At 68.1% G+C, this 1,112-nt stretch carries 1 protein-coding gene; it reads left to right on the top strand.

The window, feature by feature from the left end:
- The coding region (locus AC07EQ_RS43380; RefSeq protein WP_478393616.1) for an ISL3 family transposase at positions 1-1,112 on the top strand (1,112 nt) is incomplete at both ends.

The raw sequence follows: 1,112 nt of genomic DNA on the forward strand, positions 1-1,112 counted from the left end.
GGTGGCGGGCGCTGGATTTGGGCACGGTCCAGGTGTGGCTGGAGTCCGAAGCGCCGCGGGTGAACTGCCGCGAGCACGGGCCCACGGTGGCGCGGGTGCCGTGGGCGCGTCATGGCGCCGGGCATACCTTGGCCTTCGATGACACGGTGGCGTGGCTGGCGGTGCACTGCTCCAAATCGGCGGTGTGTGAGCTGATGCGGATCGCTTGGCGCACCGTGGGGGCGATCGTGGCGCGGGTCTGGGCCGATACCGAAGCCCGCGCTGATCGGTTCGCCGGTTTGCGGCGCATCGGGATCGACGAGATTTCCTATAAGCGGCATCACCGGTATCTGACGGTCGTAATCGATCACGACACCGGTCGTTTGGTCTGGGCCGCCCCGGGGGCCGACACCGCGACGCTGAGCCGGTTTTTCGACGCCCTCGGTGAACAGCGCGTCAGCCAGATCACGCACGTCTCCGCTGATGCCGCGCAGTGGATCATCGACACCGTCGCCCGCCGCGCCCCGCACGCGATTCGCTGCGCCGACCCGTTCCATGTGGTGGCGTGGGCCACCGAAGCATTGGATGTTGAGCGGCGGCGGGCCTGGAACGACGCCCGCGCCCTGGCCCGCGCCGAGGGCAGGCGTGGCCGCGGGCGGCCCCGCGCCGACGCCCCGGCACGTCCGGGACACGAGCGGGCCACGAAGCTGAAAAACGCGCGGTACGCGTTGTGGAAAAACCCCGAGGACCTCACCGAAAACCAGGCCGCGAAACTGGCCTGGATCGCCACCACAGACCGACGCCTGTATCGGGCCTACCTGCTCAAAGAAGGACTCCGACACGTCTTCAAGATCAAAGGAGACACCGGGAAACAGGCCCTGGACCGATGGATCAGTTGGGCGCGGCGCTGCCGCATCCCCATCTTCACCGACCTCGCCCGCAAGATCACCAAACACCGCGCCGCCATCAACGCAGCCCTAGAACACGGCCTGTCTCAAGGACTCATCGAGTCCACCAACACCAAAATCCGCCTGCTGACCCGCATCGCGTTCGGCTTCCGAAGCCCCGAAGCACTCATCGCCCTGGCCATGCTCGCCCTCGGCGGCCAGCCCCCAACCCTCCCCGGACGCGCC

This window comes from Saccharopolyspora sp. NPDC045839, assembly GCF_056431645.1.